Annotated in this window: 17 protein-coding genes and 4 pseudogenes; 14 read left to right on the top strand and 7 right to left on the bottom strand. The window is 67.5% G+C overall.

The annotated features are described in order from the left end of the window. The first annotated feature begins 395 nt into the window (after positions 1-395). The 5 genes from OG611_RS38420 to OG611_RS38400 all read left to right on the top strand — a co-directional run bounded on the left by OG611_RS38420 (position 396) and on the right by OG611_RS38400 (position 6508). Entirely contained in the window at positions 396-1883 is a 1488-nt protein-coding gene (locus tag OG611_RS38420; protein ID WP_266431007.1) for an APC family permease, read from the top strand. Further along, positions 1880-2896, top strand: coding sequence for an acetamidase/formamidase family protein (locus OG611_RS38415; protein WP_266431005.1), 1017 nt, complete (start codon positions 1880-1882; stop codon positions 2894-2896). The genes OG611_RS38420 and OG611_RS38415 overlap by 4 nt, the downstream gene beginning before the upstream one ends. 40 nt (positions 2897-2936) lie before the next feature. Further along, positions 2937-3530 (top strand): N-acetylmuramoyl-L-alanine amidase, encoded by a 594-nt coding sequence (locus OG611_RS38410; protein ID WP_266431003.1) that lies wholly within the window; start codon positions 2937-2939, stop codon positions 3528-3530. A gap of 105 nt (positions 3531-3635) precedes the next feature. Beyond that, entirely contained in the window at positions 3636-4886 is a 1251-nt protein-coding gene (locus tag OG611_RS38405; RefSeq protein WP_266431001.1) for a GAF domain-containing protein, read from the top strand. A gap of 98 nt (positions 4887-4984) precedes the next feature. Beyond that, complete coding sequence (locus tag OG611_RS38400; protein WP_266431000.1) at positions 4985-6508, top strand: aldehyde dehydrogenase family protein; 1524 nt, start codon at positions 4985-4987, stop codon at positions 6506-6508. Positions 6509-6670: 162 nt separating this feature from the next. Here OG611_RS38400 and OG611_RS38395 read toward each other — a convergent pair whose 3' ends face one another. After that, on the bottom strand, positions 6671-7822 hold the full coding sequence (locus tag OG611_RS38395) for an integrase (protein WP_266430998.1): 1152 nt from the start codon (positions 7820-7822) through the stop codon (positions 6671-6673). Between the two features lie 177 nt (positions 7823-7999). Here OG611_RS38395 and istA point away from each other — a divergent pair. From istA to OG611_RS38350, 9 genes and pseudogenes are all read left to right on the top strand, one after another. Further along, a pseudogene (istA, locus tag OG611_RS38390) lies at positions 8000-8695 on the top strand (IS21 family transposase); the annotation flags it as partial. Positions 8696-8697: 2 nt separating this feature from the next. Continuing rightward, positions 8698-8994, top strand: a pseudogene (locus tag OG611_RS38385) (ISAzo13 family transposase); the annotation flags it as partial. Between the two features lie 598 nt (positions 8995-9592). Then, positions 9593-11023 carry a group II intron reverse transcriptase/maturase gene (gene ltrA, locus OG611_RS38380; protein ID WP_266425354.1) on the top strand — a complete coding sequence of 477 codons (1431 nt, stop codon included), beginning with the start codon at positions 9593-9595 and terminating at the stop codon, positions 11021-11023. A gap of 127 nt (positions 11024-11150) precedes the next feature. Next, a pseudogene (locus OG611_RS38375) lies at positions 11151-11627 on the top strand (ISAzo13 family transposase); the annotation flags it as partial. Positions 11628-11697: 70 nt separating this feature from the next. Beyond that, positions 11698-12204, top strand: coding sequence for a hypothetical protein (locus OG611_RS38370; protein WP_266430996.1), 507 nt, complete (start codon positions 11698-11700; stop codon positions 12202-12204). Continuing rightward, the gene (locus OG611_RS38365) at positions 12195-12449 is read left to right on the top strand and encodes a hypothetical protein (protein WP_266430994.1); all 255 of its coding nucleotides are present in this window, start codon (positions 12195-12197) and stop codon (positions 12447-12449) included. The genes OG611_RS38370 and OG611_RS38365 overlap by 10 nt, the downstream gene beginning before the upstream one ends. Before the next feature lie 239 nt (positions 12450-12688). Further along, positions 12689-13309 (top strand): RbsD/FucU domain-containing protein, encoded by a 621-nt coding sequence (locus tag OG611_RS38360; protein ID WP_266430992.1) that lies wholly within the window; start codon positions 12689-12691, stop codon positions 13307-13309. Positions 13310-13314: 5 nt separating this feature from the next. Continuing rightward, the gene (locus OG611_RS38355) at positions 13315-16680 is read left to right on the top strand and encodes a GH116 family glycosyl-hydrolase (RefSeq protein ID WP_266430990.1); all 3366 of its coding nucleotides are present in this window, start codon (positions 13315-13317) and stop codon (positions 16678-16680) included. 533 nt (positions 16681-17213) lie between these two features. Then, positions 17214-20150: a LuxR family transcriptional regulator gene (locus OG611_RS38350; protein WP_266430988.1), complete on the top strand. Its 2937-nt coding sequence runs from the start codon at positions 17214-17216 to the stop codon at positions 20148-20150. A 67-nt stretch (positions 20151-20217) separates the two neighbouring features. Here the strand turns inward: OG611_RS38350 and OG611_RS38345 are convergent, their stop codons facing one another. From OG611_RS38345 to OG611_RS38320, 6 genes and pseudogenes are all read right to left on the bottom strand, one after another. Further along, positions 20218-20412, bottom strand: coding sequence for a hypothetical protein (locus OG611_RS38345; RefSeq protein WP_266430987.1), 195 nt, complete (start codon positions 20410-20412; stop codon positions 20218-20220). Further along, positions 20409-20879: a hypothetical protein gene (locus tag OG611_RS38340; protein ID WP_266430985.1), complete on the bottom strand. Its 471-nt coding sequence runs from the start codon at positions 20877-20879 to the stop codon at positions 20409-20411. The genes OG611_RS38345 and OG611_RS38340 overlap by 4 nt, the downstream gene beginning before the upstream one ends. A gap of 18 nt (positions 20880-20897) precedes the next feature. After that, positions 20898-21206, bottom strand: coding sequence for a hypothetical protein (locus tag OG611_RS38335; RefSeq protein WP_266430983.1), 309 nt, complete (start codon positions 21204-21206; stop codon positions 20898-20900). Beyond that, complete coding sequence (locus OG611_RS38330; protein ID WP_266430982.1) at positions 21203-21439, bottom strand: DUF4277 domain-containing protein; 237 nt, start codon at positions 21437-21439, stop codon at positions 21203-21205. Before OG611_RS38330 ends, OG611_RS38335 begins: the two co-directional genes overlap by 4 nt. 348 nt (positions 21440-21787) lie before the next feature. After that, positions 21788-23028: pseudogene (locus tag OG611_RS38325) on the bottom strand (IS4 family transposase). A 45-nt stretch (positions 23029-23073) separates the two neighbouring features. Beyond that, positions 23074-24303, bottom strand: a complete 1230-nt coding sequence (locus OG611_RS38320; RefSeq protein ID WP_266430981.1) for a nucleotide disphospho-sugar-binding domain-containing protein — start codon at positions 24301-24303, stop codon at positions 23074-23076. Between the last annotated feature and the right edge of the window lie 555 nt (positions 24304-24858).

Here is a 24858-nt window from a genome sequence, read left to right as displayed (position 1 = left end):
GTGCCCTCGTAGCGGAGCTACCAGGGCATTTCGGCAACGCGGCGAGCGTGCGTGTCAGACCCCGCGAGACAGACGGGACTTCCAAAACACGCCCTGGCGTCTGGCCGTATCCCGGTCCTCGGCAACGAGTGTCCGCCGAGGACCGGATCGCCGAATCGCCTGATTCGTCCTGGACTTCACCGACCGCACACGGCCCACGGGTGCCCATGTGCCCGACTGCCCGCTCCCGTGCCGACATCGCCGCACATTCCGGCGTACTCCCCTCTCCACGAAGTCGTTTTCGATTCCTGCCGTCTTCCGCCACCCGCGCGGCGCCCGTACGGTAGGGCGCGCGAGGCACTCGGCCGCACATCGGACAACACCTTCCGGTCATCGGACACAGAGGGAGCCGCGGGATGTCGGGGGATTCCAGCAGCGGACTGTTACGCGATGCCGTCGGGCTGCGCGAAGTCCTCTTCCAGAGCATCACGGCGATGGCCCCCGCCGCCGCCATCGCCGCGTCGATTCCGGCCGGAGCCGCGTTCGCGGGCGGCAGTCTGCCGCTGTCCGTGGTGGTGGCCCTGGTCGCCTGCCTGTTCACCGCCTCGTGCGTCGCCGAACTGGCCCGCCATCTGCCGACCGCCGGTTCCGTCGCCACCTACTCCGCACAGGGACTGCATCCGGCCATCGGGTTCCTCGTCGGCTGGGGCTACGTCTTCGTCGAGGCGCTGGTGCCCGCGCTGCTGCTGCTCCAGCTCGGCTTCACGACAGCGGGCACGCTGCACCAGGAGTGGCCGTCCTACCCGGCGGACCTGTGGTGGCCGTGGTCGTTGCTGGGCGCGGTCATCATCGCGCTCGCCGGGTATTTCGGGGTACGGGCCTCCGCCCGGTTCGGCACGGTGCTCGGCATCTTCGAGGTGCTCGTCTTCGTCGCCTTCGCCGCGCTGCTCATCGGGCAGGCCGGTGCGGACAACTCCCTTTCGGTATTCGGGACTTCGCACACCGCCGACGGATTCGACGGCATCAGCGGGATCTTCGCCGGCTCGGTCTACACCGTGCTCGCCTTCGCGGGCTTCGAGGCCGCGGCACCGCTCGCCGAGGAGACGAAGAACCCGCGACGCACCATGCGGCGCGCGGTACTCGGCGCGGCGCTCTCCATCGGCCTGGTCTATGTCCTGACCACCTATGCGATGTCGGTGTACTTCGGGCCCGACAGATTCGCCGGATTCGGCGGCTCGGGGGCCGCTTCCTGGGAGGGTGTGGCCCGCGCCTCGTTCGGGCTGTTCTGGGTCCTCCTCTTCCTCGCCGTGGTCAACTCGACCGTGGCCAACGCCAACGCGTGTGCCAATGTGTCGACCCGTACGGCGTTCGCGCTCGGCCGTATCGGCGTGTTCCCGCAGGCCTTCGCGAGGCTCCATCCGCGGCGCCGCTCCCCCGTCACCGGAGTGGCCGTGCAATTCGTGATCGCGGTCGGCGCGGCGCTCGGGCTGGGTTTCGCCTATGACCCGGTGACCGCGTTCATGCTGCTGGCCACCGTGATCGTCACGGTGATCATCGGTGTGTACATCATCGTGAATCTGTCCTGCGCCGGTTACTTCCTGCGAAGGCGTCGCGACACCTTCAACCCCGTACTCCACCTGCTGTTCCCGGTACTGGGCATGGCGGCGTTCGTCCCCGCGCTGCTGACGGCCGCCGGAATCCCGGCTTTCGACTTCGTCTCCGAGCTCAGCGCGCCCGTCTCGTACGCCGGTCCAATCGTCGGTGTCTGGATGCTGATCGGGATCGTTGTACTGGCGGTTCTGCTGCGCAGACATCCGGACCGGGTGGCGCAGACCGGACGGATCCATCGTGACGACACCCCGGCGCCGGCCGGGACAGCAGAGACAGGAGCAGTACAGCCATGAACGACCCCCGCATCCTGACCGTCCGCCCCGAGGAGGGCGAGTACGCCTGGACCTTCGGCGGAGCGGCTCCGGTCGCCCGGATCGAGCCGGGGACGTTCCTCGACGTGTACACGGAGGACTGCTTCGCCGGGCGGGTCCGCTCCGAGAAGGACCTGGTCTCCGAGGTCTGCGAGTTCCCCTTCCTCAACCCGCAGACCGGCCCCTTCCATGTGGTGGGAGCGGAGCCCGGCGACACCGTCGCAGTGCATTTCGTGTCCATCGAACCGGCCAGGGACTGGGCCGCTTCGACGACCGTGCCGCTCTTCGGGGCGCTCACCTCCACCCACGCCACCGCGTCGTTGCAGGCTCCGCTGCCCGAGGTGGTGTGGATGTGGCAGCTCGACCGGGCACGCCGCACCTGCCGGTTCAGCGCCCGGGACAGCGACATCCAGGTGGAACTGCCGATGGATCCGATGCACGGCACGGTCGGGGTGGCTCCGGCGAATCTGGAGGTACGGTCCGCGCTGGTGCCCGATGCGCACGGCGGGAACATGGACACGCCCGAGATGCGGGCGGGCGTCACCTGCTATCTGGGCGTCAACGTCGAGGGCGCGCTGCTGAGTCTGGGGGACGGCCATGCCCGCCAGGGCGAGGGCGAGACCTGCGGGGTCGCCGTGGAGTGCGCGATGAACACGGTGGTGCTCGTCGAGCTGCTGAAGGGTGTCACCACTCCGTGGCCGCGCATCGAGTCCGACACCCATCTGATGTCGACCGGCTCCGCGCGCCCGCTCGAAGACGCCTTCCGGATCTCCCAGTTGGACCTGGTGCAGTGGCTGGCGCGCGACTACGGCCTGTCCGAACTCGACGCCTACCAGCTGGTCAGCCAGGCCGGTGAGGCTCCGCTGGCGAATGTGTGCGACACCAACTACACCTGTGTGGCCAAGATCCGCAAGGAGTGGCTGCCCGCGGGTGACCCCCACCGCGGTCTCCACCGCCATCTGCGGGAGACTGCGACACTGCTGTCCAGCCCCTGACCCGGAAGACCTCAACCCCTCTCCCCCCACAGGAGTGTTCATGCATCGCAGAAGGCTTCTCCAGGGTGCCGCCGCCACGGCGGCCGCCGCCCTGATCCCGGCCTCCACCCGCGCCATGGCCGCCACGACCGCGGGCGACACGGACTATCCGCTCGCCCACTGGACGCCCGCGTCCACCTCCAACTACACGGAGTCGAGCCGCCCTTCGGCCTATCCGGTCCAGTACGTGATCATCCATGTCACCCAGGAGACGTATCCGAACACGATCGGGATCTTCCAGAATCCGGCGAAGCAGGTCTCCGCGCACTATGTGGTGCGCTCGGCGGACGGCTACGTCGCCCAGTGCGTCCGGGAGAAGAACATTGCCTGGCACGCGGGCAATTGGGACTACAACACGCGCAGCATCGGCATCGAGCACGAGGGCTGGGTGGACCAGCCCTCGTACTTCACCGACGCCATGTACGAGAAGTCGGCGCTGCTGACAGCTTCGGTGTGCGACCGCTACGACATCCCGAAGGACCGCGCGCACATCCTCGCCCACGCCCAGGTGCCCGGGACCGACCACACCGATCCCGGCCCGCAGTGGGACTGGGTGCGATACATCCGCCTCGTCAATCTGTACTCGGCGGGCTGACACCCCTTCGCCACCCGGGCCGATCCGCCCTGTGCGCCGCGGTTGTCGCAGCGGCCGGCTGCGACGACGATGGGTGGTCATGACGCCCCTGGACAGGAGGGTGAGTTGAAGGATCCCTGGGTGGCGCTGGCGGCCGATGCGGACCCCGGCGAAAGGATCGGCCAACTGCGGCACGCACACGAGGTGTTCACCACGGCGGGCCGGCTGGAGCGGCCGGTCCGGCCGGTCGTCGGTGAGTCGTGGCGGCGCTCGGCGCGGGCCAGGGTCAGCCCGGACGGTGCGGCCCTGGTCGAGCTGGGTCCGGACGATCTCGGACCGTACCGGGACGGGCATCCCCTGGCCCCCGCCATGCCGATGATCCGTGAGCTGATGGGCGCCTACGCGACGGACGGGGAGCATCTGCTCGCGGTGTGCGACGCGCACGGCAGACTGCTCTGGGTCGAAGGACCCGCGGTGACCCGACGGGCCGCCGGCCGGATGAACTTCGTGGAGGGCGCCCGCTGGGCCGAGTCGGCGGCCGGGACGAACGCGCCGGGGACGGCCATCGCCGTGGACCGTCCGGTGCAGGTCTTCGCCGCCGAGCACTTCCTGCGGCCGGTCCAGCAGTGGACCTGCGCGGCGGCGCCGCTGCACGACCCGCACACGGGACGGGTCCTGGGCGCGGTGGACATCACCGGCGGGGACCGGCTCGCGCATCCGCACAGTCTCGCATTCGTGCAGGCGGTGGCGCGCGCCGCCGAGACGCAGCTCGCACTGCTCGCGCCCGCACCGGCCATTGGGACCGTGCGGCTCAGCGCACTCGGCCGGGACGAGGCGCTGCTCGTGGCGGGAGGCCGCAGGATCCGGCTCAGCAGGCGGCACAGCGAGATCCTGGCGACGCTGGCCCGCCACCCCGAGGGTCTGGGCGGCGACGAACTCCTCGTCGAGCTGTACGAGGACGAGTCGGTGACCCCGGTGACCCTGCGGGCCGAACTCTCCAGGCTGCGACGGCTGCTCGGCCCGGAACTCCTCCTCTCCCGCCCCTACCGTCTCTCCGCTCCGGTCGACGCGGATTTCGACACGGTGGCGCGGAGGCTGGCCTCGGGCGCGGTGGCCGCGGCACTGGGCGCCTACTCCGGGCCGCTGCTGCCGGCCTCGCAGGCGCCGTCCGTCATCCGTCTTCGGCGCCGGCTCGAAGAGCAGCTGCGGGCGGCACTCATCGCGCGCGGTGACCCGGGGCTGCTGGTCGACTGGGCGTACAGCCCCTGGGGCGAGGACGACCTGCCGGTCTGGCAGGCACTCGCCGCGGCCGTTCCCGCCGGGCAGCGCCCGGCACTGCTCGCCAGGGCACGAGCGCTGGACGTCGAGCAGCGGTAGCCGCTCCCCCGTGCAACGGGGTTGCAACGTATCGCTGCCTACCCTCGCGCCAAGGGCCGTCCAATGGCGGGCGGCACCGGATCCGGGAGGCCAAAGAGATGACCCGTTACGCCGCGCCGGGAGCCGAGGGCGCCATCGTCTCGTACGAGTCCCGCTACGACCACTGGATCGGCGGCGCGTACGTACCGCCCGCCCGCGGTCGGTACTTCGAAAACCCCAGCCCCGTCAACGGCCGCCCCTTCACCGAGATCGCCCGCGGAACGGCCGAGGACGTCGAACTCGCCCTGGACGCGGCACATGCCGCAGCGCCCGCCTGGGGAGCAACGGCGGCAGGCGAGCGCGCGGGTGTCCTCAACCGGATCGCCGACCGGATGGAGGCCCATCTGGAGGAGCTGGCGGTCGCCGAGAGCTGGGACAACGGCAAGCCGGTGCGGGAGACCCTGGCTGCCGACATTCCGCTGGCCATCGACCACTTCCGTTACTTCGCCGGTGCGCTGCGCGCCCAGGAGGGCTCGCTCAGCGAGATCGACGACGACACGGTCGCGTACCACTTCCATGAACCGCTCGGTGTGGTCGCGCAGATCATCCCGTGGAACTTCCCGATCCTGATGGCGACGTGGAAGCTGGCTCCGGCGCTCGCGGCGGGCAACGCGGTGGTTCTCAAGCCGGCCGAACAGACCCCGGCCTCCATCCACGTGTGGCTGAAGCTGGTCGCCGATCTGCTGCCGTCGGGCGTCGTCAACATCGTGAACGGCTTCGGGGCGGAGGCCGGCAAGCCCCTCGCCTCCAGCCCGCGCGTCGCGAAGATCGCCTTCACCGGTGAGACGACGACGGGGCGGCTGATCATGCAGTACGCCTCCGAGAACATCAAGCCGGTGACCCTGGAACTCGGCGGCAAGTCGCCCAACATCTTCTTCGACGACGTGTGGAACGCGGACGACGACTTCCGCGACAAGGCCCTCGAAGGCTTCACCATGTTCGCCCTCAACCAGGGCGAGGTCTGCACCTGTCCGTCGCGCGCACTGATCCAGCGCGGGCTGTACGGCGAATTCCTGGAAGCCGGTGTCGCCCGCACCGAGCGGATCGTCCCCGGGCACCCGCTGGACACGGACACGATGATCGGCGCGCAGGCCTCCAACGACCAGTTGCAGAAGATCCTTTCGTACCTGGACATCGGTCAGCAGGAGGGCGCGAAGGTCCTCACGGGCGGTCAGCGGATCGAGTACGACGGAGAGCTGGCGGGCGGCTACTACGTCCAGCCCACCATCTTCGAGGGCGACAACCGGATGCGGGTCTTCCAGGAGGAGATCTTCGGCCCGGTCGTGGCGGTCACGTCCTTCTCCGACTTCGACGACGCGATCAGGACCGCGAACGACACGCTGTACGGCCTCGGGGCCGGCGTATGGACGCGCGACATCAACACCGCGTACCGGGCGGGCCGCGCCATCCAGGCAGGCCGGGTCTGGACGAACTGCTACCACGCGTACCCGGCGCACGCGGCCTTCGGTGGGTACAAGCAGTCCGGGATCGGCCGCGAGAACCACAAGATGATGCTGGAGCACTACCAGCAGACGAAGAATCTTCTGGTGTCGTACTCGCCGAAGAAGCTGGGCTTCTTCTAGGCGCACGAGAAAAGGCGCCTGACCTGGGCTTTCACCCGTCAGGCGCCTTTCACTCAGCCCGCTCTCGACCGAGCCCGGCTTGCGCGCTAACTCCCATTTTCTCCCGCTGCAGTACCCCTCCCGACCAGTGCCTCCGGACCAGTCACGGACCAAACCCCCGGTTCAACCCTCGGGTGCGTCACCTTGGCTGACGCGCTGCCACTCGTTCATGGACTGCTCGATGAGGCGGTTCGCCTGCTCTCGAAGGCCGTCGAGGAACTTGGCGTAGTAGCGAAAGAGAACCTCGATGCTCTGACCGGCGCGGCGGGCGCATTCGGCCGGGTCCACTCCGGAGTAGAGCCAGAACGAGATCCCGGCGTGCCGGAGATCGTAAGGTCGCTTGGCCAGGCGAGAAGTCCGCTCGGTACGAGTCAGGGCGTGCTCCCGGGCCCGCGCCCACGTGATGCCGTAGGCGGCAGCGTCCACGTAGTTGCCAGCCTGGTTCCGGAAGAGTCGACCGGCGGATGCCACATCGAACCGTTTCACATGGGCACGCAGCATGCCTACGAATTGCGGCGGGATCGGAATAGGTCGCGTCGCGTTTGCCGCGCGACGCTTGAGCGAGTGCGCCTCGTGCACCTCACCGTCGTCGGTCCACTCCTTGCCAGACGTGACAACCCCGCCCGAGAGGTTGAGCATCCCCCATCCAGTCTTCGGCAAGTGAGATTGATCGATCCGAAGATGGATGACCTCAGCTGGCCACATAGCCGCGAAGTACATGCAGCCGAAGAACGCCTCAAGATGAGGACCCCGCCCCCGCTGGCGAGCAACGGACTCGAGCAGGCGAAGCACCTGGGCCGGATTGGGAACGGCGGCCGGATCCACCTCTTCATTGCCTGCTGGCGCTTTCCACCGTAGACCGTTGAGGGGGTTTTCCGCGAAGTACCCCTTCTCCACAGCAGTGTTGAGAGCCTCGTTGAACGCAGCCCTCTTGCGTCGGGCTGTCTTGGCCGCAGCCGCCTTGCCGTCCAGTTTGCGGCACATCGCGTCGAGGGCCCGCCTCAGAACGTCGGCCTCCGCGAGGGCGGTGACCGGCAGCGAGTTCCGCTTCATCCGGTCCAGCGCGTGGAGCCACTCCTCGGTGGGCTCGCACTGCCAGGCTTTCTTGTTGAATGCCCACGAGTACAGGGCACGCCGTAGTACCCGCGGATCGGAAAACGTTGCGCCGGGGCGCACGAGGGCGGGCGTGACCGTGGCGAAGGCATCAGCCAGGGTGCGGCGGGTGTTTCCTGGCGTGCGCTCCCATCTTTGCTCGATGTATTCGAGCCAGGTCATACCACGTAGTTCGCTGCTTGATGGCCCGCAACTCGGATGCTGGCAGACCGGTGTGCTCATCAAACGGCTCACCTCTCGGCGTCGCTTGAATTCTGACCCTCTGACGGCGGATCAAAAGTGACCCACTTGGTGATCTTCGCCTGAACCTGATCTTGATGGAAGGTCAGGAGGGAGAGGGTGATCCTCGTGGAGGACTGGGCAGAGATCCGTAGGCTGCACCGGGCTGAGCAGATGCCGATCCGGGCAATCGCGCGGCATCTGGGCATCTCGAAGAACACGGTCAAGCGTGCCCTGGCCACGGACCGGCCGCCGAAGTACGAGCGCCCGTCTCAGGGGTCGGTCGTGGACGCGGTCGAGGTCCAGATCCGTGAGCTTTTGCGGGAGACTCCGACGATGCCGGCCACCGTGATTGCCGAGCGGATCGGGTGGGAACGCGGGATGACGGTCCTCAAGGACCGGGTGCGGGACCTGCGGCCTGCCTATGTGCCAGTCGATCCGGTCTCGCGCACGACGTATCGGCCCGGCGAGCTGGCCCAGTGCGACCTGTGGTTTCCCGAGGCGGACATCCCGCTCGGCTACGGCCAGAGCGGACGGCCGCCGGTGCTGGTGATGGTGTCCGGCTACTCCCGGGTGATCGTCGCGCGGATGCTGCCCTCGCGCACGACCGGCGATCTGATCGATGGGCACTGGCGGCTGCTCTCGGCCTGGGGCGCGGTGCCCAAGACGCTCGTCTGGGACAACGAATCCGGGGTCGGTCGCGGGAAGCTCACCGCCGAGTTCGCCGCGTTCGCGGGCCTGCTCGCCACGAAGATCCATCTGTGCCGGCCCCGTGATCCAGAAGCGAAAGGGCTGGTCGAGCGGGCAAACGGCTATTCGCCGCCGAGACCGGCCTGGCCGTCACCGTCTGTCACATGCCTCCGGGCACATCGAAATGGAACCGGATCGAGCACCGACTGTTCTCCGCGATCACGATGAACTGGCGCGGCCGCCCGCTGACCAGCTACGAGGTCATCGTGGAGAGCATCGCCGCGACCACCACACGCACCGGGCTCACCGTCCACGCCGAACTGGACCCCGGCCGCTACCCCACCGGTGTGAAGGTCAGCGACGCCGAGATGAACGCGGTGCCCCTGACCGGCCACGCCTTCCACGGGGAGTGGAACTACACCGTGGTGCGCCACGAGGCGCCACTTGATACCGGGTAGGGGTGAAAGACCCCTACCGCCGGCCTGTCGCAGCAGGCTGGTGAAGCTGAGGGCAGCCGATGCGTGGAGATGCACGCGGAGGTGAGAGCAGCCCTGACAACGACGGGACGCGTCGGCACTTCCAGACGACGCGGGTCCGGCAAGCAAGACGAGACGCCGTACGAGAGGAACCAGTGTCTGACGCCCCGTAAGAGTTCCTCCGGCTCCAATCTGGAGGATATGGGCCGGGTGCAGCGCACGCCACCTCCGGGTGGCGACTCCGAAGCCGAATTTAGGGTGTCGGTGGGGAGGCCACGTTGAAAGCCTGCGGCGTAGGCGTGGCGATGCTGTCGGGGTAGAGCTGGGCGGCTCGCTCGTCGACCGGTTGGTGGTGAACGTGGGAAGCGTTCTGATGTCGCCCTTCCCGTCTGGCAGCCAGTCAGGCGGAGGGCAAGGCCCGTCGTCGGCTGACGACGTCAGAACGTGGCGGAGGCCCCGTAGTAGTCCGAGCGCGTTAATGGCGCGCACATGGCGAAGGGGGCCAGCAAATCAGCAGTCGAGGAACTGGAATACCGGGAGGTCATCGGTGAATACCGACGAACTGGAGCACGCCACGTATGAGGCGGAGCGCCGGGTACTGGAGATCCAGGCCAAGCTGCACCGTTGGGCCCGTGATGATCCTCATCGCAGGTTCGATGACCTCTTCAACCTCTGTGCCGATCCCGCGTTCTTGCTTGTCGCGTGGGATCGGGTGCGGGGTAACAAGGGTGCCAAGACCGCCGGGGTGGACGGCCGCACGGCGGCGTCCATCGCGGCGAGGACGGGCGTTGAGGAGTTCCTCGACGCACTACGAGGCTCGATCAAGGACCGTAGTTTCCGTCCGCTGCCGGTGCGGGAGCGGATGATCCCCAAGACGGGCGGCAAGTTGCGTCGCCTGGGGATCGCGACGATCACCGACCGGGTGGTGCAGGCGTCCTTGAAGCTGGTGCTGGAGCCGATTTTCGAGGCGGAATTCCTCCCGTGCTCCTACGGGTTCCGTCCGAACCGCCGGGCTCACGACGCGGTGGCCGAGGTCCGCCACTTCACGTCCCACGGGTATGAGTGGATCGTGGAGGGTGACATCAAAGCCTGCTTCGACGAGATTTCGCATCCGGCCCTGCTGGACCGGGTGCGGCTTCGGATCGGGGACAAACGCGTTCTTGACCTGGTGAAGGCGTTCCTCAAGGCGGGCATCCTCGGTGAGGATCGCGTGCTGCGGGAAACCAGCGCCGGAACCCCACAGGGTTCGATCTTGTCGCCGTTGCTCAGCAACGTGGCCCTCTCCGTCCTGGACGAGTACGTCGCCCAGGGTCCGGGAGGACCCGGAAGCAGCAAGCTCGGGCGGGAACAGCGTCGCCGTCAAGGTCTTCCCAACTACCGTTTGTCGCGGTACGCGGACGACTGGTGTCTGATGGTCCACGGCACCGAAGGCGACGCCGAAGCCCTGCGCGATGAGATCGCTGGGGTCTTGTCCACGATGGGCCTGCGCCTGTCCCCGGAGAAGACCCTGATCACCCGCATCGATGAGGGACTGGACTTCCTCGGGTGGCACATCCAGCGCCACCGCAAACGAGGAACCAGCCGGTACTACGTCTACACCTACCCCGCACGCAAAGCCCTCGCGGCTGTGATGGCCAAGGTCAAGACGGCGTGCCGGAGGATGGCCACGAACCAGCCACTTGACACCCTGCTCATCCATCTCAACCGGATGCTGCCGGGCTGGTGCGCCTACTTCCAACCCGGCGTGTCCAGCGCGACATTCCAATACCTGAGCTCGTACACATGGAGCCAGGTCATGAAATGGCTGCGCCGCAAACACCGCCGGATCACCTGGAAGGACCTCCGCCGCCGCTACTGCGGGGGTGGTTGGTGGCCGGTCGGGGAGGAACGGACGCTGTTCGATCCCGGAAAGGTGCGCACCACGCGCTACCGCTACCGGGGCGCGACCATCCCTTCCCCCTGGCCGACCACGGCATGAGGATCATCGACAGCAAGGCGGGACTTGTGGAGCGCCCGGTGCCATGAGAGTGGCACGCCGGGTGCGGGAAGCGGCCCGAAGAAACGGCTCGATCGAAAGACGAGACCGCGCTTCGGGCCGACTTCACCACCCCCAGCCCACCGAGCCGGCGAACCCCGGTGCACCGGCCGTCGGCATCGACCGTCAGACCCTGGAGCACCCCGCCCTGACCGGCATGACCAGCACTGAACTGGCCGAACTGACCGCGGCCCTCACCACTCCCTGGCAGACACTGCATGCACAGGACCGCACCACCCGACGCGACGGCGGCACCCGGCGCCGGGCCCCGGGCGGCGGCCTCAAAGCCAAACTCGACCTGGCCGACCGCGTCCTGGCCACCGCGCTGCACCAGCACCTCGCCCTGCCGCCCGCCGTGCTCGCCCGCCTGTTCACCGTCAGCAAGGACACCATCCGCGATGCCACCGGCGAGATCAGACAGCTGATGGACCAGTACGGGCACACCCCCGGCACCGCAGCGGCACACCTGAGCACCCTCACCGGCCTCCTCGTCTACGCCACCGCACACGGCGCCACCCTCACACCACAGGCAAAACCCACACCTTGATTCTTTACGGGCCCTAACTGAACGGCGTTGGTTCTAGTGGTCGTCGCAACACCCCAGTTCAGGGGATGCGATGGACTTCAAGATCCGGGACGACCGGGGGCCTGAGGCTGGGGAGGCGTTCCTCCGCGACCCGCTCTACTCCCTGCCTGGCGCCGCGGTGGCGCTGAAGGACCCCGGGGCCCGGCTGGCCCTCGCCGTCGGCGTGCTGCCGGTCGCACTCATGGGACTGCCCGCGCGGCGGCGCGCGCGGCGCGCCACGGTTGTGGTGGGCCTGTGCACCGGGCTTCGCATGGTGCTGGGTTCCCTGCTGGTCCAGGTCAGGTGGGTTGCCGTGCCAAGGGTGTTCGTGCTGACCGTGGCAGCAGCAGCCCTCGTCCGGTCGGGCGGCGAGACGCTGCAGACCGCGCCGCCGCGGATCGCCGAGTTCGGCCCGGCCGCCGTGATGGCGGTCAACAGCACCGACGACCGGCCGGCGAACACCGGCTGCCCGGTGCCGTTCCCGGCCTTCAGCGTGCCGCGGAGCCTCGGCGACCGGGTCGCGGCCGCCGCGGCACGGGGAAGGTCAACGTGCGGCTGAACGGGGAGAGCTACCCGTTGTACCAGTACGGCCTGATCAACTCCCAGACCCGGGGCATCAGCGAGAACCAGCTCTTCGCCCCCACCGCGAAGCAGTTGGCCGAAGTCCGGGTGCAGAACACCGTCCCCAGCACAGGCGCGGTGGCCGGTGCAGTCGAGGCGTGGGCCGGAACCGACATGGCGCACTCATCCCCGGATCGCCCGACGCTGGTTCGCCGCCGGTACAGGCATCACCCGCACCGGTGACGGAACCCAGCCCGGACATCGGCATGGCAGACCGTCGCTGCTGCAGCCCGGCGGCCGAGGCGCCGGAAAAGCGAGGGCCGGCCAGAAAGTCCAAGCGACCGCGCACGGAAGTCCATGGACCCGGCCACGCTCAACTCCTAGGTTCCATCGATGAATTGATCCGATGTATCTCCCGCCCGAGCTGCGGAGATGCGCACAGGAATACCCATGCTTCATCAATTCATCGGAGGTACCCGCACGTGCGCAACACACTCCGCCCCGCTGTCATCGCCCCAGCCGCCGTGCTGGCGGTACTCGCCGTCGGCGCGCTCGCCTTCGCCCCTCAGGGCACGACCCAGGCCCACGCCGGCCATGCCCGCGACAGCAAACCCGGACATGTCGCCGGTTCCACCGATTGGCAGCACAAACTGAAGGCCGCCCTGCCCTCCCTCGGTCACCGAAACTGGATCGTCGTCGCCGACGCCGCGTACCCCCAGCAGACCAGCCCCGGCGTGAAGACGATCGTCACTGGCGCGCACCAGGTCGACGTCGTCAAGGACGTCGTCGACCTGCTCGGCAAGCAACCGCATGTCAAAGCGCACGTACAGCTCGACAAGGAGCTGAACTACGTACCGGAGAACTCTGCGCCCGGCATCAGCCGGTACCGCAAGGACCTCGACACGGCGCTGGCGGGACAGAACACCGAGAAGCTGCTGCACGAAGACTTGATCGGCAAACTCGACGACGCGGGCCAGGAGTTCAGCGTCATCGTCCTCAAAACCGACCTCACCCTCCCGTACACCTCGGTCTTCTTCGAGCTGGACGCCAAGTACTGGGACGCAGACCGCGAGGCCGACCTGCGCCAGCGGATGGGCAGCTGATGGCCTTGCGCAGTCGTACTCTCACCGCTGCACTGACTGCTCTGTCCGGACTACTGGCAACGGGGCTCGCCGCCGGCTCCGCCCCCGCCGGGGCCAGCGAGTCGCCCGCCTTCACGGAAGGCTTCGAGGGCGGCTCCCTGCCCTCCGGTTGGCAGGTCACGAGTGGCTCCTTCGGCCAACTCATCACGGACAGAGCCCAGTTCCACAACGCGGACCGCCCCTACCTCAAGGAGGGCAAGTGGTTCCTGTCAACTCTGGAGACGCCTGCGCAGAAGCCGAATGACGGCTACACCGGCACGGTCGTCTCCGCCAAGTTCACGCTCACTCGCCCCACAGTCTCGATGCTCGTCGGCGGCGGCTCGGGCGCGAACACATACGTGGCGCTGTGCGCATACGACGTCTCAGCCCCGGACGGCTGCGGTGCCGAGGTCGCCCGGACGAGCGGCAAGAACGCCGAGGTCATGGCCTACCGCACCCTCGACGGCTCGTCGCTCGTCGGCAAGGACGTCGTCCTGAAGGTCGTAGACAAGTCCACAGGCGGCTGGGGCCACATCACGGTCGACGATGTGCGCGCCAATGTACCGCCCGCCCCCACCGTGCCCCGTGCCACGCGCAACGCGGCAGGTGGGGCGGTCTCGCTGAGCTGGAAGGCGGCGCCCGATCCGGACGTCAGCGGCTACGCGGTCTATCGGGCCGCTACGCAAGACGGCCCGTACGCAAGGATTGCGACTGCCAACCAAGTTACGTACAAAGACGCTTCAACCGACGCCTCCCACACCTACTTCTACCGAATAGCGGCTCTCGACCGGACTGGGGCCGAGTCCGAGCCGGTCACCACCCTCGCCCGCCCGTACGCAAACCTGTACGCACCTGGTGAGAAGGCCACCTACAGCGGCGACCACCTCACCGATACCCGGTTCGCGGTCGGTCCGCTCGGCTCCGCCGGAATCGTCCACGACGGCACCGGTGCCCGCCCCACCTGGTGGATCTTCAACAACCTCGGGCAGCTGAACTCCAACGGCTGGCACAACACCGACGACGCGTATACGCAGGGCAAGGTCCCCAACAGTTTTTTCGGCGTACGTGCCGAGGCCGAGGGCGCCAAGCCCGTCGTACGGAGCCTGCAGACCACACCAGTCGGCGACTCGGCCTTCCCCGCTATGAAGTCACTCACCCAGCAAGGCGAATACCCTGAGCTCGGCTACGACTTCAAGGACGACGAGTTGCCGGTGCAGGTGTCGGAGGACGTCGTCAACCCGATGACGCCCGGCGACACCAAAAACTCGGCGATCCCGACCGCGATCTACCGCTTCACCCTGAAGAACCCGACCGACAAGACGGTCAGAGTCTCACTGATCGCCTCGCAGCAGAACGCCGTCGGCTACGACGGGTACAAGTCCATCGGCGGAGAAGACAACCGTGTCGTCGACGGCTACGGCGCCAACCGCACCCGCGTCATCGCCGGCGACGGCACCACCTCGCTCAGCATGTCCGGCAAGGACGGCTCGGGCACCATGAACCTCACCGCGTTCGGCAAGGACGTGTCCGCCACCGCCGCTTGGAATTCACTGAGTTCGCTCGCGGATGACGTATCGGACGACGGTAGACTCAGAGGCTCGCAGGACGCCGCGAGCCCCGCCGACCACACGACCGTCGACGGCGCACTCACCGTCCCTGTCACTCTGAAACCGGGCGAGAAGAGGACCGTCCCCGTCACCCTCAGCTGGCACTTCCCAAGCGCCAAGAACTACAACGGCGGTGACGGCCGTCAGTACGAGAACTGGTGGAGCTCCGCCGACGACGTAGCGGCGTACGTGACGAAGAACTACGACCGTCTGCTCGGCGACACCACCGCCTACCACGACGCCCTCTACGACTCGAACCTGCCGCGCTACCTCATCGACCGCGTCTCGGCGGCCACTGCCGTCCTCCACTCGCCGTCCGTGTGGTGGGCGAAGAACGGCTTCTTCGGAGGCCGCGAAGGCTGGGGATGCTGCCCCGGCATGCCCACGCACGTCTTCCACTACGCCCAGACACAGGCCTGGCTGTGGCCGGAGGTCGGGCAGCGCTGGACGCAGCAGTGGCTCGACAACGCCGACAGCACCGGCAAGATCCCGATGCGCTTCAACGGCGACAGCACCTTCACCATGGACGGCCAGACAGGCGTGATCCTGTCCGCGTATCGCACGTACCAGACCACGAACAAGGCCTGGCTGGACGGCAGTTGGCCAAAGGTGAAGAAGGCGATGGGGTACGTCGTCGCGCACGGCGACGCCGACCACGACGGCGTCCTGACCGGAACCTTCAACACCACCCTCGACGGCGGCGAAACCGGCAACGGCTCCTGGCTCGGCTCGATGTACCTCGCATCGGTGCACGCCGCGCAAAAGATGGCCGAGGCCGAGGGCGACACCGCCACGGCCGAACTGTACGGCTCCCTCTACGAGAAGGGGCGTATAGCGGGCGAGAATGCCTATTTCAACGGCGACTACTACACCGAGATCAACTCCGACACCGGCGCCTCGTACGGCAACGGCTCCGAGATCGACATGCTGCTCGGCCAGTGGTGGTCCACGCAGCTCGGCCTCGGCGACATCTACGACAGCGCCCACATGGACAAGGCGGCCGGTGAACTGTTCAAGAACAACTACCGGGACAATCTGCTGGGCGACGCCCCGTACTCCGGCTACAACTACAGCCACCAGTTCAGGCAGTACGCCCTCGAAACCGACGGCGGCCTGCAGATGATCGCCTGGCCGCACAACGACCAGACCTCCAACACCCCCCTCTACTACGACGAGTTGATGTCAGGCTTCGAGTACTCGGCGGCCGGACTCATGCTACAGCGCGGGCAGACAGAGGCGGGCCTGAAGGTCGTCAAGGCGATCTCCGACCGCTACGACGGGCGCGCCCGCAAGGGTCCGTACGTCTCGATGAGCACCTGCTCCACCGGCGACGGCACGGGCAGCCCCTTCGGCGACGACGAGTGCGGCAAGTACTACGCCCGCACCCTCTCTTCATGGTCGCTACTCACCGCAATGCAGGGCTTCTCCTACAACGGGCCAAACGACACGATCACCTTCGCGCCCACCTGGAAGCCATCCGACCACCGGTCCTTCTTCAGCACGGGTGAGGCCTGGGGAACCTTCACGCAGAAGCGCGCGAAGGGGGCAGGTCAGACCGACACCCTGCGCGTCCACCACGGCTCGCTGACCGTGCACACACTGAGGCTCGAAATCCCCAAGGGGGCGGGCACGGTCCACCTGGACGGCGCCGAAGTCCGCGTTTCCGGCACCACGGCGACCGTCGAGTTCCCGGCGCCGATCAAGGTGCGGAAGGGAGACAAGCTGACAGTGCGGCTCACGTACTGAGCCAGGAGCGGGTGCCCGCCTGATCCGGCCGGGCACCCACTCGACTGTCTCGTCCCGGTCGCGCCCTACCCTCAGCTTCCGCAAGGTCTGGGGCGACGGCGGATACCGCCAGCACCTCGTCGAGCCAGCGAAGCGAACGGCTGGGGGCCGCCGCAAGGCGCGCGAGGAGAAGGAACTCGACCAGCTCCCTGTACGAGTCTGGGCGGTGCTGACGGCACCGCGTCCGAAAAGTGCACCATCTACGGCGTGTCACACGGTGACTGCGGCCCGATACCCGCACCCCGTCCCCGGAAGAGACCGCCCGGGGCCCGGGGCCGCAGCGAATCCCACGTCGCCCTCGTACCTACATTTTCAGCCACTTCCCCGCACCGGCGGACGAACAGCAGACGACGCCGAGCACGCTGCTTACCAGCGAAATTCACTTTTCCGTTTTTATTTGATCAAGATGAACTCCATTCGTTCGAATCCACTTGCTATGTTTGCAGCCCTGGGAGATGTGATCGCGCACAGGGGGCAGGATGGAAGCTCAGCAGATGACTCAACTCATCGACAGAGAAGGCGAGTTGAGTGCGCTGAACGCCCTACTCGCCAATGCGGGAGCGGGGCGGGGCAGCATCGCACTGGTCAGCGGGCCGACCGGCAGCGGGAAAACGCAATTACTACAAACATTCTGTAAACAAGCGGAAAACTCTAACGCCATCTTGTTGAATGCCGTAGCGTCCCGCGCCGAATGCGAGCTGCCGCTGGGCGTGATGGATCAGCTCTTCAGGAGTGAGGCGCTCCCCCCTGAGTTCCGCGACCGGGTGAACGAACTGCTGCCGGAAGGGCTCGCCACCAGCCGCAGAACGGGCTCCGACCCCGTCCTGATGAACCAGCCGAGCATCGCAGTGGCCCATGGCCTCCGGTCGTTGCTGCTGGAGCTGGGCGAGCGCGGACCCGTGGTGGTGAGCATCGACGATCTGCAGTACGCCGACGCGCCCTCCCTCCAGATGCTGTTGTTCCTGCAACGCCGCATGAAGGCCTCGCGGACGCTGCTGCTGCTCGCCGAACAGTCGACGGTCCGTTCGCCCCACCCGGTCTTCCACGCCGAGCTGTTCCGGCAGCCGAACTGCCGCAAGATACGGCTGGAGATGCTGTCCCGTTCCGGTGCGCACACCATGATTGGAACCAGACTCGGCCAGGCCAAGGCGCTGGAGCTCACCGAGGCCTACCAGGAGGCCTCGGGCGGAAGCCCGCTGTTCCTGTCCGCCCTGCTGGACGACTACGAGGCGGTCCACCGGCCCACCGCCGGCAGCCACGAGAGCGAACCCGCCGCCCCCCAGGAGGCTTTCCGCAATGCGCTGATGGGCTGCCTGTACCTGGCGGAGCCGGCGGTCCTCGAAGTCGCGCGGGCGGTGGCCGCGGTGGGCAAGATCATATCGTCCGTGTCGATCGGCCACATCCTCGGCCTGGACACGGCCACGGTGGAGCATGCGATCGCCTCACTCACCGCCACCGGCCTGCTGAACTCGGAGAACTTCCGGCATCCCGCCGCGCATACGGCCATCCTGGAACAGGTGGCGCCCGAAGGCCGGCACGAATTGCACCTGCGGGTCGCGGCCGCCCTCCAGAACGAAGGCGTGCCACCGGTTGTGGTGGCAGAACAGCTCGTCGCGGCGGGCAAGGCTCCCGAAGAGTGGATGATCAATGTTCTGAGGGACGCGGCGCATTCCGAACTCGCCGCGGCCAGAACCGGCATGGCCTGCGAATACCTCGAACTGGCCCTGACCTACTGCGCCGACAGCCGGCAGCTGACGGCGCTCACCGCGGACCGCATGCGCATCGACTGGCAGAAGTGCCCAGTGAAGGCCATGCGCCACGCGATGCGATTAAAAGAGGCCCTGCGTGACGGGCACTTAACCAGCCAGGACACGGGCCTGCTGGTGCGCAACCTCCTGTGGCACGGCCGGTACAGCGAGGCACGCGAGACGCTCACCCTCTGGGAGGCACGCGACTCCGGGACCCGTCGCGCCCCGTCGGAGGAGCTCGCCGCCTTCAACGGCTGGATGACGTACTCGCATCCTTCGCTGGTGGCCGTTCCCTCAGGCTCGCCCGGTTCGCCCGGCTCTGCTGTGTCCTCCGCTGCGTCCAACTCCCCGGATTCCGCTGCTTCCTACAGCGCCTTCGGGTCGCCGACCGGGGCCGAACCGGAGACAGGTCTGGGTCCGGTACGCTCCTTCGGACGCCAGGCGATCACCGTGCTGTGCCGTCTGCTCGCCCAGGGCGCGGATGACGAGGCCGTGACCAGCGCAGAGGGGGTCCTCCACAGCGTCGGCCTGGGTGTCGCCACGCTTGAGTCGTTGCACGCCGCTTTGCTCACGCTGATCTGCGCCGACCGCCCGGAAAAGGCCGCTTCCTGGTGCGAAGAACTGCTGAAGGAGGCGGCGGACCAGGGCTCGCCAACCTGGCAGGCAGTGTTCGCGGCGGTACGCGCTGACGCGGCCTTCCGCCAGGGCGACATGGCCACCGCCGTGCAGCACGGCGAGGCCGCGCTCGCCCAACTCCCCATCGCCTCCTGGGGTGTCGCCATAGGCGGCCCGCTGGCGACCCTGATCCTCGCCACGACCATGATGGGGCAGTACGACAAGGCGGTGAAGTACGTCGGACTGCCGGTGCCGGACACCCTCTTCGACGCCCGGTACGGACTCCATTACCTCAACGCGCGCGGGCACTTCCATCTCTCGACGAACCGGCCCGTGGCGGCGCTCGCCGACTTTGAGAGCTGTGGTCGGCTGATGCAGGCCTGGGGACTCGACCTGCCGTCCTTGATCTCCTGGCGCACAGGCGCCGCCGAAACCGCGCTGGCCCTCGGGCAGAAGAGCCGGGCCAAAATGCTCATGGAGGAGCAGCTGACCCGTCCTGGAATGCACCAGCCGCGCACCCGGGGGGCATCGCTCCGGCTGCTGGCCGCGGCCAGCGATCTGGAGGACCGGCCGGCACTCCTCCAGCAGGCCGTACGGCTGCTGCAACCGGACACCGGACGCTTCGAACTCGCCCGCGCACTGGCCGATCTCAGCCACACGTACCGGCAGTTGGGCGATCCGGACCGGGCCAGGGGGATGGCGGAAAGGGCGGCCGGGATGATGAAGTCGTGCCAGGTGTGGACGGAGTGGAAGCAGCCGCCGCCGGTAGCGCGGCCCTCGCACCCGCCGACCGTACCGGCGGAGCGACACGCTGACGGGCGTCACAACGATGGACGGCACGCAGAGCAGAAGCCGACCGGCGTCGAAGCACTGACCGACGCGGAGCGACGCGTCGCCGAGATGGCCGCGATGGGGGCGACCAACCGGGCGATCGGGCGGAAGTTCTACATCACGATCAGTACCGTCGAGCAACACCTCACCAGGGTCTACCGCAAGCTGGACGTCAGCCGGAGAAGCGATCTGGCCGCGAGGCTCAATATCGTTTCGACAGAGGCCGAGTCCGCCTGAGCGGCCTCTCGGGGGCAGGGAGCGGTGCTCCTGCCGCCTCTGGGTCCGGACTTCGCGGGTCACCGTTTCAGGTCTGTGGCCAGTGGGTTTGTCCGATGTCGGTGTCGAGGAGGTCGAGGAGGTGGAGTTGGACGCCGCGGGTGATCTGGACGGTCGGCGGGTTGGTGATATGGCCGATCCGGAGGGTGCGTTCGCCGGGGTGGTAGAGGATCACGCGGCCGGGCGGGCGCACCCGACGGTTGTCGGGGTAGAGGTCGGTCATGGTCTGCTCGGGGCCCAGGCTCGTTTGACCTGCCGCTCGATCAGGCAGAACACAAGCAGGGCCAGGCAGATGACCTGTATGAGAGCGGCTACGCGACGGTTGTGCTGCACGAAGACCGGGGCGATGGCGAGCGGTCCCTTGAAGTCGTGGTAGCGGCGCTCGACCGCTCCCTGGCCCTTGTAGTGGACCGGGATCTGGCCCGGATCTGCTTCCTCGGCGGGCAGCGAGGTCAGCAGCGCGTACCAGCCGTCGCCCGCGGCCTCGGCATTGAGGACATCCTCGTCAAAGTGCCGGTCCAGAGCGGGGACGCCGTTCTCGTCCTCGCTGACGTGAAAGCGCAGGCAGGACGCGGAACGGCGCTTCGCCGCGATCACACCGAGGCGCCCGACGATCTTCTCGGCACTCCTGTAATGCCGTCCGCCGGCCGCCCCGGCGAGCTTGCCGAGGTCCTCAGCCGCCTTGGTCAAGCGCTTGCCCCGAGGGGCCTACTGGCCGGCGGCGTTCGCGGTGGAGTGGACCAGGATCCGCCGCACGGTGAGCTCGGGATCGCTCTTCCTCGCCCCCTTCAGGGTATGGGTGTCCTCCAGCACCCGGTAGCTCTCACGCCGCACGGCTGCCTTGCCCGCGTCACTGCCCGGTACCCGGTCCACGGTCGTGGCCCGGGTGAGGTCGAGGGCGGCATAGACCTCGTCCTTGACCTGCGCGGCCGGGGACGGAGCGATGAACTGAACCCCGGCCCTCAGCAGGGCGGCGGCGTAGGAGTACGACACCAGTTTGGAGTCGGCGACCATCATCCCGGCTCGATCCCGAAGACTTCCTCCACCGCCCACGTGCGAGCCCAGTCCCCGGCCCGCACCAACGGTGCAGGCCCGGTCGGCCGGTTGGCCACCAGCGCCTCGATGACCTGCCCGTGCGTCACAAGCGCGCTGACGCCACCAGGGCACACCTCATCGGTGATCCCGGCCAGATCCAGCCGACGAGTGAACTCGGAAACGACAGGCAGAGCGCCCAGACGTTTCTCCACCACGGACGTCACCGCTACTTCAAAACGCTGACGCTGAGACCATGGCCGCGGGGACCGGGAAGTCTTCGGCACACCCCACCCAACGCCACACCCCGGCCCGAGGACACCCCGATCGTTCAGACCATACGAATCAACGACCCGCGAAGTCCGGGTCTAGGGTCAATACCAGTGATTTAGGGCTTTCTGGGGGTGTAGGTGGTCTTCGTGGGTTCGGCGATCGTGGCGGTTGGGGCCTCGGGTCGTGGTGGTGTGTGGTGTTCGGGGCGTTTGAGGGCCCAGTTGGACATTTTGCGTTTGATCACGCGGGGGTTGGAGCGCAATCGCCGTGGAGGCAGGAGCCGTTCGTGGATCTCACGCAGGGTCGCGGTGAGTGCCCGGGCGAGTCGGGAGGGGGGAAAGCGCCGCCTGGCCGGTGACGTGGCGGCGGGCGACGCACAGGGTGCGGGTGAAGGAGATCCGGTCGGGATCGTGGCCGGTGTGCCGGGCGGCTTCGTGAATCAGGCCGCGCAGCGCGTGGTGGACGAGGAGGAAGCCGAAGATCTCCTGCTCGACCCCGGCCGGGTGCCGGGAGCGCAGGACGAGGCGGGGCCCGCCCTGGTGCGTCTTGATCTCGTCCAGTGTGGTCTCGATCTCCCACCTCTGGGCGTATAGCAGGGCGATTTCGGCCGCCGGTGCGGCCCGCGGGTCCAGGATCGTGGTGACCAGCCGGTAGACGGTGCCTTCGGCACCGCGCGGGCCCGGGGTGTACTCGATCACGCGTACCCGGATCGGGTCGGTGCGGCGGTTCTTGTCCTTGGCGCGACGATCTCGGACAGGTAGGAGCCGTCGTCGAAGGAGTCCAGCAGGGGCAGGACCGTGTTGTTCCTGGCCCGCCACAGCAGGTCGGCGCCGGTCGTGGCGGCTGCCCGCCACAGGTCGAAGCCGTGGAAGCCGCGGTCGGCCAGCAGGAGCATCCCGGCGCTCAGACGCGGGAACAGGCGTCGGGCCAGGACCGTCTCGGCATCCGACAGTGGGCCGACCTCAGCGGCGAAGACCGCGTGAGTCCCGCACTCGACCAGTGCGGCGGCTCTGGCCTGCGGGTACGCGCTCCTGCCCTGCCCCCGGGAGGTCCCCGGACGGCCGAAGAACTCCGCGTTGGCCTCGGTGTCGGGCAGGTCGAAGGTCGTGCCGTCCACCGCGACCAGCCGCCACCCGCGATACCAGGCACCTGCCGTCTCCGCCGTTGCCACCGGCCGGCACACCCGGGCGAACAGCGCCTTCAGCGGCTCGGGCCCCAGCCGAAGCCTCGCTCTGCCGATCGCCGCCGTCATCGGCACCCACCACGCCCCCTGCCACCGGCGCTCCCGCTCCAGCCCCTGGGTGAGCAGGCGCGCGACCTCCTCATACCCCTGGCCGGAGAACAAGCACATCGCGAGCACGAAATACACCACCACCCTTGCGGGCAGCAACCGTTGACGCTGCTCGACCCGCCCGCACTCCACCACCACCTCATCCACCAACTCCGGCGGAAACGCGCGGGTCAGCACCCCGATCGCAATCCGATCCGAAACCCGATCACCTAGCGATGACTTCGTCTGTCCAGGCCTTGGCACACCACACCCAACGACCTAAAAAGCCCAAAGTCACTGGTATTGGGTCTAGGGTTCGTAGATCCATTCCAGGTAACGCTCGATCTCGTCCGCCGCGCGCCGCGCGCCTCCCGCACGGCGTGCCTGGCGTTGGAGTGCACGTACTTGGCGGCCCGTCTCCAAGTCGCCGACGAGCACGACGACCGCGTCCACGAGCGATTGCGGACCGGCGGCCTCCGGCGGCATCTGCACCCCGAGTCCAAGCTCCACCACCCGGTCGGCCACCGCACGTTCGCTGGCGCACGTGGGCACTGTGACCAGTGGCGTATTGAAATAGAGAGACTCCATGACGCTGTTCAGGTCCGAGTGGCAGACGAACGCCGACGCGCAGCGCAGCACCACCGAACGCGGAACCCATTCATGCACTTCGACGTTGGGCAACTGCTCGGCCGCCTGAAGCACACCTTTCGAATTGCTGTTCGTCATGATCACCACGTGCAGCGGCTGTCCGGCGAGGGCATCCACGCAGCTCCGGAGGAAATCCGCGTCCGCACCGAGGAGTTCGGGGTCGAGGGCGAGGCACACCACGGGCAGGCCGGTCGCGGGCAGCTGCCAGCGCTCATTCATCCGGCGTTCCGGTATGCAGGGACCGACGAACGCCACGCGACTGTCGAAGAGGTGCCCGTCTGCCTGAAACTCCTTGGGCAGCAGAGCAATCGACAGGGGCTCGGGTCTCGTACAGAAGTCGCTTGGCGACAAACCTGCTTGCTCCGCCGGGGAGAGAAAGCGGAACAGCCGCTCCCGGATGTCCGCGGGAAGGCCACTGACGCACTCGTCGATACCGGAATCGGATACGGCGGCGTCGTCACGAACCAGGACGTCGCCGTTGGCGAAGGACGGGTAGATCTGCACCGCCGGCCGGTTCCAGCGAAAGGTCAGCAATCGAGCGGTAATCCGGGTCGAAGCCTCGTACAGCACCAGGTCGGGCACGTCGTCGGCGAAGTCGGCATAGATCGCCTCCGCCCAGTCGAGCGTGGCTTCGACACACACGGGGTCCGCCGGCCCGCTGCATCCCCAGAGGTCAGTCTGCAGTCCGTAGGTGGGGCAGGACTCGTGGACCAGGACGTCGACGCCGGTGATGACGGCACGCTCGGCGAACTCCTGAGTGGTGACGTAGGTGATCCGGTGATCCCTGCGGTTCAGTTCCTGGGCTATCGGCAGCATCGACCGGCTCTGGGTCTCGGCAGGAGCGCTGAGAACGACAATGCTGTAGCGCGACGGGGGGGGATCTTCGGCCATGAATACGACCTCCCTCGCTCCCTGTGCCCGAGGCGCGGTTCGTCGCCTCCCGCAAGGCCCGGGTGGATTTCCACGGGGAACTTGGTTTGTTAACAACTCGCTCAAATTGAGATCGCGTCCTGTGGTCAGGCGCCGGAGCGTACCACGCACGAGGCGCCATGCGAATACAGTCGACCGACTTCATCTGGCCGACTCAGTAATGTCCGGTCTGCGCGGGAACCATCCGAACGCACTACAAATATCCTTACTTCTGGGAAAATAACCGGTCCGCACATGAATCTTTCACAACACGGGAAAATACCTTGATCCAGGAGAGGAGGCGCACGCTTACATCGAGAATAATTTACTGTAAACTATTTCGCTGGACACAACAAAGCCCCTAACCAACCCCCTAAGGGGTGATTATTGCTGAATTCAAGCCACCCAATTCCACGATTGGCTGACTCACGCCGGGTGGGGAGCACGAAGCCCCGGTGCGCTGTGGGCGTCACCGGGGCCGCTTGCGGAATATTCCGTTCCCGCGAGCGGATGCGGGAACGTCAGATCTCCGGAAGG

This window comes from Streptomyces sp. NBC_01363, assembly GCF_026340595.1.
In the GTDB taxonomy this organism is placed as follows: domain Bacteria; phylum Actinomycetota; class Actinomycetes; order Streptomycetales; family Streptomycetaceae; genus Streptomyces.
Note: the sequence above shows the minus strand (reverse complement) of the source record. Positions and strands in the feature narration are given on the sequence as shown.